The 17,805-nt window shown below is 69.4% G+C and carries 15 protein-coding genes; 5 read left to right on the top strand and 10 right to left on the bottom strand.

Annotation, left to right across the window (positions count from 1 at the left end; genetic code table 11):
- Positions 1-11: 11 nt before the first annotated feature.
- Positions 12-806, bottom strand: a complete 795-nt coding sequence (locus WG898_RS09595; RefSeq protein WP_339602551.1) for an AraC family transcriptional regulator — start codon at positions 804-806, stop codon at positions 12-14.
- A gap of 96 nt (positions 807-902) precedes the next feature.
- Between WG898_RS09595 and WG898_RS09590 the strand changes: the two genes are divergently transcribed.
- Positions 903-2,297 carry an MFS transporter gene (locus WG898_RS09590; RefSeq protein WP_339602550.1) on the top strand — a complete coding sequence of 465 codons (1,395 nt, stop codon included), beginning with the start codon at positions 903-905 and terminating at the stop codon, positions 2,295-2,297.
- A 115-nt stretch (positions 2,298-2,412) separates the two neighbouring features.
- Here WG898_RS09590 and WG898_RS09585 read toward each other — a convergent pair whose 3' ends face one another.
- The 6 genes from WG898_RS09585 to WG898_RS09560 all read right to left on the bottom strand — a co-directional run bounded on the left by WG898_RS09585 (position 2,413) and on the right by WG898_RS09560 (position 8,974).
- Positions 2,413-3,879 (bottom strand): hypothetical protein, encoded by a 1,467-nt coding sequence (locus WG898_RS09585; protein ID WP_339602549.1) that lies wholly within the window; start codon positions 3,877-3,879, stop codon positions 2,413-2,415.
- A gap of 3 nt (positions 3,880-3,882) precedes the next feature.
- On the bottom strand, positions 3,883-4,221 hold the full coding sequence (locus WG898_RS09580) for a hypothetical protein (RefSeq protein WP_339602548.1): 339 nt from the start codon (positions 4,219-4,221) through the stop codon (positions 3,883-3,885).
- Positions 4,222-4,667: 446 nt separating this feature from the next.
- On the bottom strand, positions 4,668-5,408 hold the full coding sequence (locus tag WG898_RS09575; RefSeq protein WP_339602547.1) for a hypothetical protein: 741 nt from the start codon (positions 5,406-5,408) through the stop codon (positions 4,668-4,670).
- A 369-nt stretch (positions 5,409-5,777) separates the two neighbouring features.
- Positions 5,778-6,092 (bottom strand): hypothetical protein, encoded by a 315-nt coding sequence (locus tag WG898_RS09570; RefSeq protein ID WP_339602546.1) that lies wholly within the window; start codon positions 6,090-6,092, stop codon positions 5,778-5,780.
- A 295-nt stretch (positions 6,093-6,387) separates the two neighbouring features.
- Complete coding sequence (locus WG898_RS09565; protein ID WP_444718929.1) at positions 6,388-6,999, bottom strand: response regulator transcription factor; 612 nt, start codon at positions 6,997-6,999, stop codon at positions 6,388-6,390.
- The gene (locus WG898_RS09560) at positions 6,986-8,974 is read right to left on the bottom strand and encodes a sensor histidine kinase (protein WP_339602545.1); all 1,989 of its coding nucleotides are present in this window, start codon (positions 8,972-8,974) and stop codon (positions 6,986-6,988) included. Before WG898_RS09560 ends, WG898_RS09565 begins: the two co-directional genes overlap by 14 nt.
- A gap of 182 nt (positions 8,975-9,156) precedes the next feature.
- Here WG898_RS09560 and WG898_RS09555 point away from each other — a divergent pair, with 182 nt between their 5' ends.
- The 4 genes from WG898_RS09555 to WG898_RS09540 all read left to right on the top strand — a co-directional run bounded on the left by WG898_RS09555 (position 9,157) and on the right by WG898_RS09540 (position 12,650).
- Positions 9,157-10,152, top strand: coding sequence for a TRAP transporter substrate-binding protein (locus WG898_RS09555; protein ID WP_339602614.1), 996 nt, complete (start codon positions 9,157-9,159; stop codon positions 10,150-10,152).
- A gap of 218 nt (positions 10,153-10,370) precedes the next feature.
- Positions 10,371-10,922 carry a TRAP transporter small permease gene (locus WG898_RS09550; protein WP_339602544.1) on the top strand — a complete coding sequence of 184 codons (552 nt, stop codon included), beginning with the start codon at positions 10,371-10,373 and terminating at the stop codon, positions 10,920-10,922.
- A gap of 18 nt (positions 10,923-10,940) precedes the next feature.
- Positions 10,941-12,221: a TRAP transporter large permease gene (locus tag WG898_RS09545; protein WP_339602543.1), complete on the top strand. Its 1,281-nt coding sequence runs from the start codon at positions 10,941-10,943 to the stop codon at positions 12,219-12,221.
- Positions 12,222-12,320: 99 nt separating this feature from the next.
- Positions 12,321-12,650: a c-type cytochrome gene (locus tag WG898_RS09540; protein WP_339602542.1), complete on the top strand. Its 330-nt coding sequence runs from the start codon at positions 12,321-12,323 to the stop codon at positions 12,648-12,650.
- Positions 12,651-12,935: 285 nt separating this feature from the next.
- Here the strand turns inward: WG898_RS09540 and WG898_RS09535 are convergent, their stop codons facing one another.
- From WG898_RS09535 to WG898_RS09525, 3 genes are read right to left on the bottom strand one after another with little or no spacing between them, the layout of a single operon-like run.
- Complete coding sequence (locus WG898_RS09535) at positions 12,936-14,354, bottom strand: TolC family protein (protein ID WP_339602541.1); 1,419 nt, start codon at positions 14,352-14,354, stop codon at positions 12,936-12,938.
- A 27-nt stretch (positions 14,355-14,381) separates the two neighbouring features.
- Positions 14,382-16,400, bottom strand: coding sequence for an ATP-binding cassette domain-containing protein (locus WG898_RS09530; RefSeq protein ID WP_339602540.1), 2,019 nt, complete (start codon positions 16,398-16,400; stop codon positions 14,382-14,384).
- Positions 16,400-17,578, bottom strand: coding sequence for an efflux RND transporter periplasmic adaptor subunit (locus WG898_RS09525; RefSeq protein ID WP_339602539.1), 1,179 nt, complete (start codon positions 17,576-17,578; stop codon positions 16,400-16,402). The genes WG898_RS09530 and WG898_RS09525 overlap by 1 nt, the downstream gene beginning before the upstream one ends.
- Positions 17,579-17,805 lie beyond the last annotated feature (227 nt).

Here is a 17,805-nt window from a genome sequence, read left to right as displayed (position 1 = left end):
TTACGTAAACGTCAATTGTTGACGACTCTGGCGAAGTAGCGTGCCGGCGAGTCGCCAAAGGCGCGCCGGAACATCGCGATGAAGCCGCTGGGCGTGGCATAGCCCAGCGCATCCGCCACCTGGGCCACCGGCTCGCCGCGTGCCAGGCGCTCCAGCGCCAGGCTGAGCCCGGCCTGGGCGCGCCATTGCGCAAAGCTCAGGCCGGTCTCGGCCAGCATCAGCCGGCTCAGCGTGCGTGCCGACAGCCCCGCCCAGGCGGCCCAGGCCGCCAGGCTGCGTCCGTCGTCGGGCGCCTGCAGCAGGGCGTGGGTGATGCGGACCAGGCGGCGATCGCTGGGCATGGGCAGGTGCAGGGCCTGCTGCGGCGCGGCCAGCACCTCGTCCAGCAGCACCGCCAGCATGCGCTGCTGGGGCGGCGCCAGCGGCAGGCGGTGCGACCAGGCGACCGCACGCCGCACCAGCGCCAGCGCCAACGCACTGACGCCCAGCACCCGTGGCGAGGCGGGCAGGGCGGCGCAGGCGTCGGGGTGCAGGTACAGGCTCCAGCCGCTGATCGCGCCGACCAACGTGCTGTGGTGGGGCATGCCCGCGGGGATCCAGCCGGCGCGCCCGGGTGGCAGCAGCCAGGAGCCATGGGCGGTGCGCACATGCACCAGCCCGCGTTCCACGCAGAACAGCTGGCCGCGCGCGTGGCGGTGCCAGTCCACCTCGCGGGTGCCGAGCTGGAATTCGGTATCGGGGGCGGCATCGCCACGCAGGGCGATCAGGGCCGGGCCATCCAGGCGTTCGCTGGCGTCCAGGGTCATGGCTGAATCTCGCTATTTTTGGTCCGAACAACGATAACGCGTCCGGCGCCCGCGCACCAACACTGGCGCTCATGTTCCATTCCTTGTGAGCCGGCCATGAAGCCTCAAGCCTCCCCACCCGCCACCCTGCTGCGCCCCGGCGTGCCCGCCTGGGTGGCCGTATTGATCGCCTGCATCGCCTCCTTCATGGTGGTGATGGATGGCGCCATCGTCAACGTGGCGCTGCCCAGCATGCGCGCCGAGCTGGGCCTCAGCGCCGTGCAGCAGCCCTGGGTGGTCGACGCCTACCTGCTGTGCCTGGGCGGCTTCACGCTGCTGGCGGCGCGCGCCAGCGACCTGTGGGGACGCCGGCCGGTGCTCTCGGCCGGCCTGCTGCTGTTCACCGGCGCCAGCCTGGCCGGTGGCCTGGCCGACAGCCCCGCGCTGCTGCTGGCGGCGCGTGCGCTGCAGGGCCTGGGCGGCGCGGCGCTGGCCACCTCCACGCTGGCGGTGATCGTGGCGGTGTATCCCGGCGGGCCGGCGCGCGGCCGCGCCATCTCCTGGTGGGCGGCCTCCAGCGCGTTGGCGGTGGCGATGGGCGTGGTGCTGGGCGGCGTGCTGACTGCCTGGGCCGGCTGGCGCTGGGTCATGTTCGTCAACGTGCCGCTCGGGCTGGGCCTGTGCTGGGGTGTGCGGCGCGCGCTGGCGCGGCCGGCGCCGGGTGCCAGCGCGCCGCGCCTGGACCTGCCGGGCGCCGTCAGCGTCACCGCGGCCACGGGCAGCCTGATGCTTGGCATCTCGCAGGCCGCCAGCCTGGGCTGGCGCTCGGTGTCGGTGCTGGGCGCGCTGGCCGCGGCGGGCCTGCTGCTGCTGGCCTTTTGGCGTATCGAGTCGCGCAGCAGCAGGCCGCTGATACGCCTGGGCGTGTTTGCCGAGCGCAATGTCAGCCTGGGCAATCTGGTGGTGATGGGGCTGGGCGCCTGCCTCACCGCCTCCACTTACTTTTGCTCGCTGGTGCTGCAGCAGGGCCTGGGCCAGAGCGTGCTGCAGGCCGGCCTGCAGCTGCTGCCCATGAGCCTGGCGCTGGCCGTCGCGGCGATGGCCTCGCGCGCGCTGATGGACGCGGGCGTGCGGCATCTGCCGTTCTACGGCGGCGTGGTGGGGGCGCTGGGCCTGGCCTGGCTGAGCTGGCGCCTGCAGGCCCTGGGGCTGCAGGAGACTGCGCTCACCGGCCCCACCGTCGTCACCGGCCTGGGTCTGGGCCTGATGCTGATGACCGCCACCCACACCGCGCTGGACGGCGTGCCGGCCGCCGACCTGGGCCTGGCCTCGGGCCTGTTCAACACCGCGCGCCAGCTGGGCGCGGCGCTGGGCCTGGCCTGCCTGAGCACCCTGGCCCATGCCGCAGCGCCCGGGCTGCTGGCGGGCTGCGCGGCGGCCTTCATGGCGGCGGCGCTGCTGAGCCTGGCAGCCGGCAGCCTGAGCCTGCTGCTGCGGCCGCGGCCGGCCTGACCCTGCTGCTAGCCTGCGTGCCGCTGCTCCGCTGCCCGTGGCGCAGGCCTGGGACGCCGACGATGCCGTGGCGCAGGCCTGGGCCAGGCCCTGACGGCGGCAGCACGCCCGCGGCCTAGAGCCGGGCGATGTCGGGAGGCGCGCCGCCGAGCCAGGCGCGCGCATAGGCCCGGCGCGCCAGGGACTCGGCCTTCGCGTCGCCCTTGCGCTTGTAGACCTCCGCCAGCCCGGCCAGCGCCCAGCCGTTGCCGCGCACGCGGGCCAGCGAGTCGCGCAGCGCCTGCTCGGCGGCGTCGAGCCTGCCCTGGCGCAGATAGACCGAGCCCAGCGACTGGCGTATCGGGTAGTACCAGTAGGGCGGCTCCATATAGGCGAGCGCATCTTCGATTGCCACCGCGGCCTCATAGGCCCGCGCCGCGCCGGCCAGGTCGCCGCGCGCGTCGGCAAGGCGTGCGCTGGCAACCAGGCGCGCGGTCTGCACGATCTCCTTGCCCGGCACGCCCCAGTCGGCATAGGGTTTGAAATCGGCCTGCTGCTCCAGCGCCGCGATGGCGTCGATCTCGCGCTGGGCGCCACTCATGTCCTGCTTGGTGGCGAAGGCGAGCGCGCGTGCATAGTGGGCCAGTGCGCCGACCAGCAGCTGCTCCTTCGGCGGCGCCTTGAGGGCCAGGGTCAGCTCGGGCGCGCTGAATTGCGCGTGCGCCAGATAGCTCGCGGCCTTGATCGGTTCCAGCACCGCGAACTGCGCGATCACTGCGTCGGAGAGCGCGGCGTCAAGCTTGGCCGCCGCATCGATCGCGGTCGGGCCGTCGCCGCCCATCTGCGCCGAGACCAGCACGAAGTGGATGTTGTGCGGGTAGTAGGCCGAGCGGTACATCGGGTCCGAGGGCGAGCTGCGGAAGTACTGCTCGTCCACGGCCATGGCGCGCTTGTTGACCTCCAGCGATTCCTTGTAGAGGCCGACGCGGTAGTAGATATGGGCCGGCATGTGCACGATATGCCCGGCGCCCGGCATCAAGGCGCCGAGCCGGCGCGCATGCGGCAGCGCGCGCTCGGGCCGGGTCGAGGCCTCGACCGCGTGGATGTAGAGATGGATCGCGCCCGGGTGACTCGGCTTGCGCGCCAGCACCCGCTCCAGCACAGCCAGCAACTCGCCCGCGCGGCCCTTGGGCTTGGCGCCCGCCGCCTCCCAATAGTCCCAGGGCTGGGTGTCCATGATGGACTCGGCATAGAGCGTGAGCACGGTGTCGTCGCCCGGATAGCTTGCGGCCACCGCCTTCATCGCGTCGGCGAAGGCGGCATCGAGCGCGGCGCGATCGGCCTTCGGATCCGCCGAATAGCGCTGCTGCAGCGCCGCGATCAAGGCACGGTCCTTGGGCGGCGCGCCGGGGGCCAGCTCCACCGCCCTGGCCAGCGCGGCCATTGCCGGCGCCACCGCCTCGGGCATCATCGGCGCATTGATATTGGGCCCCAGCACCAGCGCCTCGCCCCACCAGGCCATCGCGAGCCTGGGGTCGGCCTTCTGCGCCGCCTGGAAGGCGCGCTGCGCCTCGGCATGGTTGAAGGCGAAGGCCCAACGCATGCCCTAGTCGAAATAGGCCTGCGCCTTCGCATCGCGCGTCCCCACCTTGAGCGACAGCGTGCCCAGGTCGCTGTAGAGCGGCACCTCGCCGCTGGCCGCCTGCATCGCTTGCGGCTTGAAGGGCTTGGTCTCGCTCTTCGTCCCGGCCTGCGCCAGCACCAGCTGTTGAAGCAGCGGCGGGCGTCCGGCCACCGCCGGCGTGCAGAGCAGATTGCCGGGTTCGGAGAGCAGGGGGTCGTAGGCGCCGGGTTCCGCCGCGAGCTCGGCCGGGCCGAACAGGCCCGCCAGCGCCAGGCTCAGTGCGGTGAACTTCAGATAGTTGGGGCGTGCCGCTGCATCCATCGTCGTCTCCCATCGGCACTTGAAGGCCGAGTGGGCGATGTTGCGCGTCCTGCGGGCGCAAGTCCATAGCGCTTAGCTTCGAGGAGCGCGACCCGAACGTGTGCAGCAGCAGATGCACCGACAGGTCAGACCGGCAGCGGGCTGAGTCCGGACATGAAGAGTCCGGGGGACTGTTCATGCCTGATGCAGGGCCAAGGCATCGGCTTGGCGCGCACCCTTGGGCCCAAGTCCACGTGAACGGAATGGCGCCCCGCTGAGCGGTTCGTCTCTGGGTCCGCATGCGCACAGGCATGCAACAAGGCCGTCTGTAGAGCGGCAGTCTGTTCTCTGTTCAGTTATTCAATACGTCGGCGTGCACGACGGCCCTTGGCAAGGGTCAGGTCTTGATGAGGAAACGTCAATGCGACGGTGTTGACGCGGCGGGAAGTTAGGCTAGGCTCCGCCGGCTATTGCAGCCATGCGCTTAGCGCCTCCCAGGCTCGATACCCAAGCTGCCCAACTTTCTCAATCTTGAGCGCGGCATCGGTGGCCGTATTGACACGTTTCCATAGTTTTCCAAGGCGCGACAGTTCCTCCGAATCCTTGGCTGGAGCATTACTCGTTTCCCGCGCCTCAATGATCTCGCCAAGCGCTGTGCGCCCAGCCTCACGGAAGGCCTTCGCGCCCTGGATCGGATATTGATCAAGAGCCAGCCGAATGAGGAGAAGTTGGTGTTCGATCAGTTGTCGGAGCGCTTCGGGAAGAGCTGCTTCTCTTACGAGTTCAGCCAGGGCCTCCACCTCGGCCGCAATGCCCTCCAATTCGCCAGGCGGGATTGCTGTCTCCTCGTCCGGAAGCAACTCACTCAGGAAGGCTAGAGCCAGCAACACGTCTGGCGTCAAGTTTCCTCGCATGCCTTGCCATCCTGCCGCGAGATTGATAGGCGAAATCACCATTCGCACTCTGGCAAATGCACCGTCATAGAGGTGCGGGCTGATCTGAGTTGATCGAACCTGCGCCTCTAGGAGGTCAAGCTCAACGTAGAACCAATTCAAGCGGGGCAGGACTAGCTGGCCTGTCGCCGCATCGTCGGCTCCACGCACGTCAAAGACATCCGCAAGCACTTGGTAGAGCGCCTTGTCGGGTTGGCTCATTGCCTTGGTCAGTAATGCGTGAATGCGGGCAGCGGAGTTATTGTGCTTGTACATACCGACAATGCAGATTGGTCCTAGATTGGCCTAGACAAGATGGCTTCGCGAACTCGGGTGGCCCGACTCCTGCGATGCCGTAGGTTGCAGGCACTGGGCCTGCAGAGCTACACCAAGGCACCCGGCGGACGGGCTGCCGGGGCGTTGCAAGTTTGCGAGGAGTCGGGCCATGAGCAGCAAATCTAGCATCTTGTACGTCGGGCCGGACGCCGAGGTTCGGCATGGCGGCAGCATCAATGGCGACCTCGCGGCGCTGGACAGGTCGCTGCACGGGCTCATAAGCCGGGGTCAGGTCTTGATGGGAACAAATTCAATGCGACGGTGTTGACGCGGCGGGGAGTCCCTGTAACCGGTTAGGGGTGAGGCTTCTCATAGCACGCCGCCAAGCTTTAGGTGAATCTGAACGACTGCGAAAAACGTAGCTACAAACCAAACAGCCGAGAGCAAAGCACCTTTGCTCGCACCCAACCACCAACTGCTTGCCGCGTGCACCGAAAACCGCGCATTGAGCGCCGCGAACAATACAGCGGAAAGTAGTGGATACGCCCAGGGAAATGGCTCGTAGAGCAGAACTCCCAGACCGGCGCTCTGTAATTGAACTGAGTCTCTGGCGAGCACTTCGGTGCACACCGGGACGGCGAGAAGCGTGGCTCCCAGAATGCAATTCACGATCGCAGGACGCATGCCGGTTTCTCACCTCTAGACAAGATGGCTTCGCCAACGCGGGTGGCCCGACTCCTGCGATGCTGCAGGTTGCGGGCGCCGGGCCTGCAGAGCTACAGCAAGGCAACCGTCGGACGGGCTGCCGGGGCGTTGCGAGTTTGTTGCGACAAGGCGGGCCATGAGCAGCAAATCTAGCATCTTGCACGTCGGGCTGGACACCGGGGTTCGGCATGGCGGCAGCATCAATGGCGACCTCGCGGCGCTGGCCAAGCTGGCTCGCGCTGGCGGCTTTAGCGTGGCGTGCGTGCCTGCGCCATCACCCCTGCGCCAGCAGCGTCGCCAGCTCGGCCGCCGAGCGCACGCCCAACTTGGCGAATACGCGGGCACGGTGCACTTCGATCGTGCGCACCGAGACATGCAGCTCGTCGGCGATCACCTTGTTGAGCTTGCCGGCGGCCACGCGCAGCATCACCTCGTGCTCGCGCTCGGTCAGGCTGGCCAGGCGCGCCTGACGCTCGGCGGCCTGGGCGCCGTCGGCGCGCATCGCCGCATCCACCGCCAGGGCCTGCTCGATGCGGTCGGCCAGGGCGTTGTCGCTATAGGGCTTCTCGAGAAAATCGAAGGCGCCCTTCTTGAGCGCGTCCACCACCATGGGGATGTCGCCATGGCCGGTGAGGAAGAGCACGGGGTTGCGCAGGCCGCGCTGCAGCAGCTCGTCGTGCAGGCGCGTGCCCGGCATCGGCTCCATGCGCACATCCAGCAGGAACACGCCCTGCGGCCGCAGGCCCGCATCCAGCTGCGCCAGCAGCGCCGGCCCGCTGTCATAGGCCTGCACCGGCAGGCCGCGCGAGCCGAGCAGAAAGCTCAGCGCGTCGCGCACATCGGGGTCGTCGTCGACCAGATAGACCTTGGCCTCATGATTCATCATGCGAATGCTCCGTTGCGTCGCCATGCAGGGGCAGGCTGAAGGAGAAGCGCGCGCCGCCGCCGGGCGCCTCGCCGGCATCCAGCACGCCATGGTGGGCCTCGATGATGGAGCGGCAGATCGCCAGGCCCATGCCCATGCCCTCGCGCTTGGTCGAGTAGAAGGCCGCGCACAGCGTCTCCACGCCCAGGCCGCCGAGGCCGGGGCCGTTGTCCAGCACGTCCACGCGCACGAAGTCGCGTGCCTCGCCGGCAATCAGACGGCTGTGGATCTCGATGCGGCGCGGCCGCTGGGTATCGATCGGCTGCGCCTGCAGGGCATCGGCGGCGTTGCGCACCAGGTTGATCACCACCTGCTCCACCAGCACCGCATCGGCCAGCACCGCGGGCAGCGGGTCGGCCAGCTGCAGGCTCAGCTGGATCTGGCCACGCTGCAGCTCCTTGGGCAGCAGTTCCACCGCGGCCGTGATCACTGCATTGAGCGCGCAGGCCTCGTGCTGGGGTTCGCGCCGCGTCAGGAACTCGCGGATGCGCTGCACCACCCGGCCGGCCTGGGCGGCCTGCTGGCCCAGGCGCTGCAGCGCGCCCAGCACCGGGCCGTCGTCCACGCCCAGCTTGGCCAGCGAGTTGATGATGCCGGCGTTGTAGCTGGCGATCGCGGTGAGCGGCTGGTTCAGCTCATGCGCCAGGGTCGAGGCCACCTCGCCCAGCATGGTCAGCCGGGCGTTGTGCGCCAGCGTCTCGACCTGGCGGCGCTCGCGTTCCTCCAGGCGCTTGCGCGCGGTGATGTCGACGATGGAGCCCATCCAGCCGACCTGCTTGCCGGCCGCGTCGACCAGCGGCGACTCGAACACCATCACGTCCAGCAGATGGCCGTCGCGGTGGCGCCAGCGTGCCTCGTAGCCCTCGCGCGGCGCCTGGCCGGCCAGGTTGCGCCGGTTGCGCTGCATCACCTCGTCCAGGGTGTCGGGCGGCCAGTAGGGCATGGGCGGCGCCAGGCCCAGCAGCTCGTCGGCGCGCAGGCCCACCATCTCGCAAAAAGTGCGGTTCACATAGAGCAGCTTGCCTTGCGCATCGCGGGCGCGCAGCGCCACCAGGGCCGAGTCTTCCATGGCGCGGCGCCAGGCCGCCTCGGTGCGCCAGGCGGCTTCGGCATGGCGCACCTGCCACACCTGGCGGCGCAGCAGCCAGCTGGCCACCGCGATCAGGGGCAGGAAGCCGGCGATCAGCACCCAGGCCAGCGGCTTCAGGGTGGTGGCGCCGGGCTCGCGCAGCGTCAGCTCCAGGGCCGCATCGCTGAGCGCGGCCTCGGCCAGCGGGCCGGCGCGCAATGGGCCGACGAAGGCGACGCGGTAGCTGGGCCGCGGCCCCTGCGCCATGCGGCCCGGACCCTCGGTGCTGGAGGCGATCACCTGGTCGGCGCTGTCCACCATCTGCACATCGTATTTGCGCGCCAGCCACCAGGGGATGCCACGCTTGAGCAGCAGCGCGGGGGCGTAGCGCACCACCAGGGTGCCGCCCTCGCCGCGCGCGCCCACCGGCGCCACCAGGTGCAGCGAGAGGCCGTCCTCGGCCATGGCGGGGTCGTGCACGCCGGGCAGTGGCACCTGGGCCAGCACGCGGTTGCGGCCGTCCAGCCAGACCGCCGAGAGCCAGAGCCGGCGCAGCCCGGCGTTCACCTCGGGGCGCGCGGCCAGGGCTTCGCTGCTGGGATGCGCGGCCTGCAGGCTGGCGGCCAGCAGGCGCACCTGCTGCAGCTCCTCGTCCAGGCGGGCGCGCAGCTGGGCCTCGGCGCTGAGGGCATCCGAGATCAGGGTCAGGCGTTGCAGCTCGCGCTCTTCGGCGTCGTTGGCGCGCGCCCAGGCCAGCACGCCGGCCACGAACAGCAGCGAGAGCACCAGCGGCAAGGCCCATAGCGAGGCGCGCCAGGCGTGGCGCAGGCGCGAGGGCGGGGCGGCCGAGGGGAGCGTCGCAAGCATGGCCGCAGTCTACGGACGGCGGCGCCCCGGATCGCGGCGCGCCGGCACAAATGTGGAACTCCACAACTACCCGCCGGGGAGCCGGCTTCGCACAATCGCCCCAAAGCGGCTTGCGCACCAGCCTGCCGACCATCCACCAGGAGACCGCCATGACACCACGCTTCACCGCCCTGACCCGCCGCATGTCCAGTCGCTTGCTGCTGGGCGCCGCCCTGGCCCTGCCGCTGGCAGCGTTGGCCCAGGCGCCCATCGTCATCAAGTTCAGCCATGTGGTGGCGCCCGACACGCCCAAGGGCAAGGGCGCGCAGCGCTTCAAGGAGCTGGCCGAGCAGCGCACCGGCGGCAAGGTCAAGGTGGAGCTCTACCCCAACAGCCAGCTCTACAAGGACAAGGAAGAGCTGGAGGCCCTGCAGCTCGGCTCGGTGCAGATGCTGGCGCCCTCGCTGGCCAAGTTCGGGCCGCTGGGCGTGAAGGAGTTCGAGGTCTTCGATCTGCCCTTTGTGTTCAAGGACACCGATGCCTTCCGCGCCGTCACCGACGGGCCGGTGGGCGCCGAGCTGTTCAAGAAGCTGGAGCCCAAGGGCATCAAGGGCCTGGCCTACTGGGACAACGGCTTCCACATCATGAGCGCCAACAAGCCCCTGCATGCGGTGGCCGACTTCAAGGGCATGAAGATGCGCATCCAGTCCAGCAAGGTGCTGGACGCGCAGATGCGCGCGCTCGGCGCGATCCCGCAGGTGATGGCCTTCAGCGAGCTCTACCAGGCCCTGCAGTCGGGCGTGGTGGACGGCACCGAGGGCGTGGCCTCCAATTTCTACACCCAGCGCATCTACGAGGTGCAAAAACACATCACCCTCTCCAACCATGGCCACCTGGCCTATGCGGTGATCGTCAACAAGAAGTTCTGGGACGGACTGCCGGCCGATGTGCGCGGCCAGCTGGAAGGCGCAATGAAGGACGCCAGCACCTATGCCAACGCGATCGCCAGCACCGAGAACGCCGCGGCCCTGACCGCCATCAAGAACAGCGGCAAGTCCACCATCTATCTGCCCACGCCGGCCGAGCTCACCGAGTGGAAGAAGGCGCTGATGCCGGTGCACAAGGAGATGGAGTCGCGCGTCGGCAAGGCCACCATCGAGGCGGTCTACAAGGCCACCGGTTTCACCGCCCCCAAGTAAAAGCCCACCCCGTACCGGCTGCGCCGGCCTTGCAGGCCGCGCCAGTCCAGCGGCCTGGCTCTTCAGCAGGCATCAAGGGCTTGCCCTTGATGTCCGGCCTCAGCCCCCTCAAGGGGGCGCTGCCGGCGGACTGGCAGAGCCAGATCCGCGGCAGCCGCTGGAAAGGGCGCATCGCTGCGCTCGCTTGCCGCCCGACCTTCTGCTTCCGAGGAAAGCTCATGCTGAATCGAATTCTCAACCACCTGGAGGAATGGCTGATCGCCTTCCTCATCGGCGCGGCCACGCTGGTGATCTTTGCCGCCGTGGTGCATCGCTATGTCTCGGGCATTCCGGTGATCCAGGACTACACGGTGCAGATCAATATGAGCTGGGCCCAGGAGCTCTGCATCTTCATGTTCGTGTGGATGGCCAAGTTCGGCGCTGCCTATGGTGTGCGTACCGGCATCCATGTGGGCGTGGACGTGGTGCTGCGCAAGCTCAGCGGCAAGCCCTACCGCGCCCTGGTGGTGATCGGGCTGCTCTCGGGCGCGCTCTTCACCGGCACGGTGGCGGTGCTGGGCGGCAACTTCGTCTGGCATATGTCCGAGACCGACCAGACCTCGGCCGACCTCGAGATTCCGATGTGGTGGGTCTATCTGTGCGTGCCGCTGGGTTCATCGCTGATGTGCTTTCGCTTCCTGCAGGTGGCCTGGAGCTTCCTGCAGACCGGCGAGCTGCCGCACCACGACCACAGCCATGTGGACGGCCTTGAAGACGCCGGCCCCGTCTGAGCGCAGGAGACCCAGAACATGAATGCTTCCATCATCTTCGTCCTGCTCATCGTCCTGATGCTGACGGGCATGCCCATCAGCATCTCGCTGGGCCTGACCGTGCTGACCTTTCTCTTCACCATGACCGACGTGCCCGTGCAGTCGGTGGCGCTGAAGCTGTTCACCGGCATCGAGAAGTTCGAGATCATGGCGATCCCCTTCTTCATCCTGGCCGGCAACTTCCTCACCCATGGCGGGGTGGCGCGGCGCATGATCCGCTTTGCCTCGTCCATGATCGGCCATTGGCATGGCGGCCTGGGCCTGGCCGGCGTGATGGCCTGCGCGCTGTTCGCCGCCGTGTCGGGCTCCTCGCCCGCCACCGTGGTGGCGATCGGCTCGGTGATCCTGCCGGCGATGGTCAAGCAGGGCTTCCCCAACAAGTTCGGCGCCGGCATCCTCACCACCTCGGGCTCGCTGGGCATCCTGATCCCGCCCTCGATCGCGATGGTGATGTACTCGGTCTCCACCAACACCTCGGTGGGTGCGATGTTCATCGCCGGCGTGGTGCCGGGCCTGATGCTGGCCGCGGCGCTGGGCTTCACCACCTGGCGCATCGCCCGCAAGAACAACTACCCACGCCTGCCCAAGGCCAGCTGGGGCGAGCGCTGGACCGCCTTCCGCGAAAGCGTCTGGGGCCTGATGCTGATCGTGGTGGTGATGGGCGGCATCTACAGCGGCGTGTTCACGCCCACCGAGGCCGCCGCGATGGCCGCCGTCTACGCCTTTGTGGTGGCGGTGTTCATCTACAAGGACCTCGACCTCAAGCGCCTGCCCAAGGTGCTGCTGGACTCGGCCAGCATGAGCGCGATGCTGCTCTACATCATCACCAACGCGGTGCTGTTCAGCTTCCTGATGACCAGCGAGGGCGTGCCCCAGGCCATGGCCGACTGGATGATCAACCAGGGCTTCGGGCCGGTGGCCTTCCTGCTGGTGGTCAACATCCTGCTGCTGCTGGCCGGCAACGTGATGGAGCCCTCGTCCATCATCCTGATCCTCGCGCCCATCCTGTTCCCGGTGGCGATCAAGCTGGGCATAGACCCGATCCACTTCGGCATCCTGATCGTGGTGAACATGGAAGTGGGCATGTGCCATCCGCCGGTGGGGCTGAACCTCTACGTGGCCTCGGGCATCACCAAGATGGGCATCAGCGAGCTGACCGTGGCGGTCTGGCCCTGGCTGCTCACCATGCTGATCTTCCTGGGCGTGGTGACCTATGTGCCCAGCATCTCGCTGTGGCTGCCGCAGCTGCTGATGAAGTGAGGCCGGCCCGGGCATGCGGCCCGGGTTTGCGCTCGCGCAATGCGGCCAGGCGGCCGGCGGCTAAGGTTCGAACTGGGGCTGTTTGAACGGAGGTCGCTTATGAAGACATTGCCGCTGCTGCTGATCGTCGCCGCCATGCTGGTCGGGCCCGGCTCGGCCATGGCGAGCGAGAAGCTCGTGCAGGACAAGCAGTGCATGGGCTGCCATGCCATCAAGGAGGACGGGGCCGCGCCCTCGTTCCAGAAGATCGCCAAGTTCTGGAAGGGCAAGGGTAATGCCGAAGTGGCGATGGTGGCCACCATACGCAAGGGCAGCGATGCCACCGGCGGGCCGCATTGGAACAAGGCCACCATGCCCGACCAGCGCGAGCGCCCCCTGGTCAGCGATGCCGAGGCCAAGCTGATGGCGCGCTGGATATTGAAGCAGTAGGGCGGCCTATAGGGCCTGTTAACACTACGTTTGCCCGATGCGTTGCCACCAGAAAAGCCGTGAACTAGGCGCAAACCGAAGCCGGGGTGACTCCCCCGGCGAGGATTTGCAACGACGTGCACGGCTTTTCTGGTGGCAACCCGAAGGGAACGGGGCTGGCAGGGCCCATCTCGTCGTTGAACTCCTCGCCCAGGCAGCCAGCCTGGGCTTCGTCGTCCGCCTAGACCTGGGCCCTGCCGGCCCCGTTCGCACGGGCAAACGTAGTGTTAACAGGCCCTAGTTTCTTCACGCGCCCGGGGGTTCGGCGCCCGCCGCGCCGCCCAGGGCCTTGAACAGCGCGGCCTGCGCCAGCCAGGCGCGCAGGCGCAGCTGGATGCGGCCCTGCTCGGCGTCCAGCAGGGCGCTCTGGGTCTGCAGCCAGTCGGCGCGCGCCAGCGTGCCCACCTCCAGGCGCAGGCGCGCCAGCGCCTCGGCTCGCTGCGCCTCATGCAACCGGCTCTGGTTGGCGTCCAGCTGCTGTTGCAAGCGCACGGCATCGCCGGCCTGGGCCTCGATCTCGGCCAGTGCCTTGTGCAAGCTGTCGCGCAGCGCCAGCGCGGCCAGCTCCAGCTCGCTGCGCGCCATGTCGCGCTGCAGATCAAGGCGGCGCCAGTCGATCAGCGGCACCACCAGATTGCTGCCCAGCGAGGCCAGCGGTTGTTGGAACCAGTCGCGCCAGGCGGTGCCGCCGCTGCTGGCGCTGGCGCTGAAGCTGAGCTGCGGATAACGCGCCGCATCGCTGGCCTTCAGCCTGGCCAGGGCCGCGTCGACGCCCAGGCGCGCGCGCTGCACGTCGGGGCGCTGCGCCAGCACCTCGGCGGGTGCGCCCAGCTGCCAGCGCGGCAGGGCGCTGCCGGGCAGGCGCGGCGCCTGCAGCGTCGGGCCGGGCGGCGCCTGGTCCAGCAGCAGGGCCAGGCTATTGGCCTGGATGCGCGCATCGGCGTCCAGCTCGCCCAGGCGGACGCGCGCCTGCTGCAGGGCGCCGGCGGCCTTGTCGATCTCGATCGGCAGCAGCTTGCCTTCGCGCACGCGCAGCGTGATCAGTTGCAGCAGCTCCTCGTTGATGCGCTGTTGCTGCAGCGCCAGCGGCCGCTGCTCGGCAATCGCTGCCAGCGTCCAGTAGCACTCGGCCACGCGCGCGCGTATCAGCGCCCGCGCCGCGGCGATGTCGGTGCGCGCGGCCTCGGCCTGCGCCAGCTGGGCCGCGTTCTGCTGCGCCAGGCGCTGCCAGAGGTCGAGCTCATAGCTCACGCCGACCGAGGCGCCGTAGCTGCGGCTCCAGCCGCGGTTGCCGGGCACGGGCAGGTTGACGCCGCCCACCTCGACATGGCGCGTATCGCCCTGGCGCTCCAGCGCATGGCTGCCCGAGGCATTCAGGCCGGCATTGGGTGCGAGGCGCAGATCGCCCAGCGCGGCCTGGGTCCGGGCCTGCTGCCAGCGCAACGCCGCCTGGGCGATGTCGCGGTTGGCGCGCAGGGCCTGGGCCTGCAGGGCCGCGAGCTGCTCGTCCAGCAGCCCGGCCCAGTCGGGGGCGGCACCCTCGCCCAGGGTCTGCCAGGCCGCCGGCAGATCCTGCACCGGCGCCGGGCCGGGCAGGGGCGGCGCGGCGCAGGCGCCGAGCAGGAGCAGGACGGATAGCTGCAGGCCGAGGGCATAGCGGGTCATGGATGAGTTCTCGGTTGTTGTTGCTTTTCACTCGCGCGCCAGCGCATCCACCGGGCTGAGCGCCGCGGCACGCCGCGCCGGCAGGGTGCCGAACAGCAGGCCCACCGCGCTGGAGACGGCAAAGGCCACCGCCAGCGCCGCCCAGCTCACCTCCACCTTGAGCTGCTGCTGGGCCGCGTTGATGCCTTGTGCGGCCAGCCAGCTCAAGAGCACGCCCACCATGCCGCCCAGGCAGCACAGCAGCACCGCCTCGATCAGGAACTGCAGGCGCACATCGCCCTGGCGCGCGCCCACCGCCATGCGGATGCCGATCTCGCGCGTGCGCTCCGACACCGACACCAGCATGATGTTCATCACCCCCACCCCGCCCACCAGCAGCGAGATCGCGGCCACGCCGGCAAACACCAGGGCCATCACGCTGGTGATGTTCTGGAACTTGCGGAACTCCTCCTCGCCGTTCCAGCTGCCGAAGTCCTCGGCGCCATGCAGGGCCTTGAGGCGGTGGGCGATCTGTTCGCGCACCTGGGCGGGCGGCACGCTCATGTCCAGCAGCACATCGAAGTTGTCGACCTCGGCGCGCGTGTCGAGCTTGCGCGCATAGGTGCTGTGCGGCAGGTAGAGCTGGCCCAGCCAGCCGCCAAAGCTGAAGGCACCGCCCTCCGAGGCCAGCACGCCGATCACCGTGAACGGCATGGCCGCGCCGGGCGCCGGCGGCGGGGCGCCCGGCAACAGCTGGGCCGCATCGGGCATGCCGGCGGCAGGGTTCACGAACACGGTGCGGCCGAGCGGCGAGACGCCCGGCTTGAAGAGCGCGTCGCGCGCCTTCTCGTCCAGCAGCAGCACCTGGGCATGCTGTTCATAGTCAATGGCGTTGAAGTAGCGCCCCTGCGCGACCTTGAGCTTGCGCGCCTTCAGCGTGGCGGCGTCGCTGCCCACCGCCTGCAGCATCGCGTCGCGCGACTGGTGGCGCGCGCTCAGCTGGGTCTCGCGGTTGATGGTGATGCCCTTCACGCCGCCGAGCGCGCGCAGCGCGTCGATTTCATAGGGCCTGAAGGCCTTGGCCACGGCGCCGGGCGGCAGGTTGGGGTTGCCGCGCCAGACCGGGATGCGGCCCGAAATCAGCGAGCCCAGATCGCCCTCGATGGAGCTGCGCGCCGCGCTGCTGAGCGCCACGATGCTCACCACCGAGGCGATGCCTATGCTGATGCCCAGCATCGAGAGCGCGGTGCGCAGGCGGTTGCCCTGCAGGGCCAGCCAGGCGGTCTGCAGGGCCTCGCGCCACTGCACCTGCAGGCGGTGCAGCAGGCCGCCCTGTTGCAGGGCCGGGCCGGCGCTCTCGGGCTGCGCGGGCGCGCGGTGGCCGGCGGGGGTGCCGCCATCGCGCAGCAGCTTGCCGTCCTTGAGCTCGATGATGCGGCGCGCATGCGCCGCCACGCTGGGGTCATGGGTGACGATGATGACGGTGTGGCCGCGCTCGTTGAGCTCGCGCAGCAGGCGCAGCATCTCGGCGCCCGAGCCGGAGTCGAGCGCACCGGTGGGCTCGTCGGCCAGGATGATCTGGCCGCCGTTCATGAGCGCACGCGCGATCGACACGCGCTGCTGCTGGCCACCACTGAGCTCGTTAGGCCTGTGCTGCATGCGATCGCCCAGGCCCAGGCGCTCCAGCAGCGCGGCGGCGCGTGCGGCGCGTGAACTCGCGCCCACGCCGGCATAGACGGCGGGCAGCGCGGCATTGGCGCGCGCATCCAGATGCGGCAGCAGGTGGTAGCGCTGGAAGATGAAGCCAAAGCGTTCGCGCCGCAGCGCCGCCAATTCGTCGGGGCGCAGTTCGCTGGCATCGTGGCCGTCGATCAGGAACTGGCCCTGGGTGGGGTTGTCCAGGCAGCCCAGCACATTCATCAGCGTGCTCTTGCCCGAGCCCGACTGGCCGATCACCGCGACAAACTCGCCCGCCTCGATGGCCAGGCTGACGCCGTCCAGCGCCGGCACCTCGATCTCGCCCAGGCGGTAATGGCGCGCGACCTCGCGCAGCTCGATCAGGGCCATCAGCCGGCTCCGGAGGATGCCGCCGATGCCGCGGCCTCGGCCGAGGGCGGCGCCAGCAACACCTTGTCGCCCGCCTTCAGGCCTTCCAGCACCTGCACCCGGGCGCCGTCCTGCAGGCCCACGCGCACCTGGCGCGGCGTCTGCTTGTTGGTGGCGTCCAGCAGCTGCACGGTGTAGCGGCCGTCCTTGCCGCGCTCGCCCAGCGCCACGGTGGGGATGCTGAGCACCTGCCGGGCGCTGCCGGTCTCGATGTCGACCTGCACCGTCATGTCCGAGAACAGCTTGCGGTCGCGGTTCTCGACCTCGAACAGCACGTTGTAGAACACCGCATTGCCGGTGCGCTCGGGGATGGGCTGTATCACCCTGACCCTGCCCTCGTAGCGCTTGCCCTCGCCGGCGAGGGTGTTGAAGCGCGCCAGCTGGCCCACCTGGATGGCCTGGATGTCGGCCTCGGGCACGCGCGCGCGCACCGTGATGGTGTCCAGATTCGCCAGCGTCAGCATCACCGGCGTGACCTGCACCGCGATCACGGTCTGGCCTTCCTGCACCGGCAGGTTCACCACCGTGCCGTCCATCGGCGCGCTGATGCGCGTATAGCCCAGGCGCAGCTGGCGGTTCGCCAGGTCGGCCTGCAGGCGCGCCACGGTGGCGGTCTGGCCGCGCACATCGGCTTCCAGCTTGGCCAGCTCGGTCTCGGCGCGCTCGGCCTCGGTGGCGGCGGTGGCCTGGCCGGCCAGCAGGCGCTGCTGGCGTGCCAGCTCGCGCTTGGCCGTCTGCAGATCGATCTGGCGCCCGTCCAGCATGGCGCGCTGCTGCGCCAGCGCGGCCTCGGCCTGGGCCACATCGCTGCGCGCCAGTTCGGGGTCCAGGCTCACCAGCAGCTCGCCCTTTTTGACCGCCTGGCCTAGCTGCACATGCAGGGCCTGGATCTGGCCGCTCACCTGGGCGCCTACCTCCACGCGCGTGCGCGCCTGCAGCACGCCGCCGGCCTGCACCGTCTGCGTCACATCGGCCAGGCTCACGATCGCCGAGGGTGGCGCGGGCGGCGGTGCGGGGCGATGCCAGTACAGCCAGCCGGCCGCACCGGCCAGCGCCAATGCCGCCAGGCCCAGGCGGCCACGCCAGCGGCGCCGCCAGGGTGCGTTGTTCTTGCTCTTCGTTTTCGCTGTCTGGCTCAAGCCGGGCTCCCTCGCGATGGTCGGCCGCGCAATATAGCCGGGCGGTCGGGGCCTGCCCTTGGTCATATGGGCTGCACCGCCATGCACGGCCCCGTGCTGGTGGCACCTGTTCCAGTGCGCCCTGCACCAAAGCGCGGCGTGGCCCCGCCCGGGGCGCCGGGGCATGGCCTTGGCACGGGGCTTGCAACGAGCAGGGCGTCTCTGCTCGATTTCTTCCTTCCATCCTT

It is taken from the genome of Paucibacter soli, assembly GCF_037482845.1.
GTDB classification, from domain to species: Bacteria; Pseudomonadota; Gammaproteobacteria; order Burkholderiales; family Burkholderiaceae_C; genus Paucibacter_B; species Paucibacter_B soli.
This window is presented reverse-complemented; position numbering and strand designations above follow the sequence as displayed.